The organism is Pseudoalteromonas sp. CR1 (assembly GCF_019392235.1).
Taxonomy (GTDB): Bacteria; Pseudomonadota; Gammaproteobacteria; order Enterobacterales; family Alteromonadaceae; genus Pseudoalteromonas.
On sequence record NZ_JAHXRM010000307.1, the window covers coordinates 1 to 266 of the forward strand.

Annotated in this window: 1 protein-coding gene; it reads right to left on the reverse strand. The window is 62.0% G+C overall.

The window, feature by feature from the left end:
- On the reverse strand, positions 1–266 hold a 266-nt coding region (locus KZZ04_RS19510; RefSeq protein ID WP_219423930.1), incomplete at both ends, for a DUF2303 family protein.

The window sequence follows — 266 nt, forward strand, 5'->3', positions numbered from 1 at the left end:
CTCGAACTGGAAGCTGGTCTCACCGGTGGCCAGACGAACGCGGTTCTTGACTGCCGCACCGACCTTGATGTCCAGGCCGCGAGCCAAGTCGACCATGTCGGACGGCGAGGCGATCGTGGTCTTGAACAGGTCCCGCCAGAGTGTCTCGTCTTGCCCGTTCGGAAGCGGCGAGGCGAGTTCGTGAACGTGATCTTCGATGAACTGAGCGAAATCCGCCTGCGTCATGAACTTGCCGTCGCTCGCCGTCCAGATCTTCCACGGCTCGG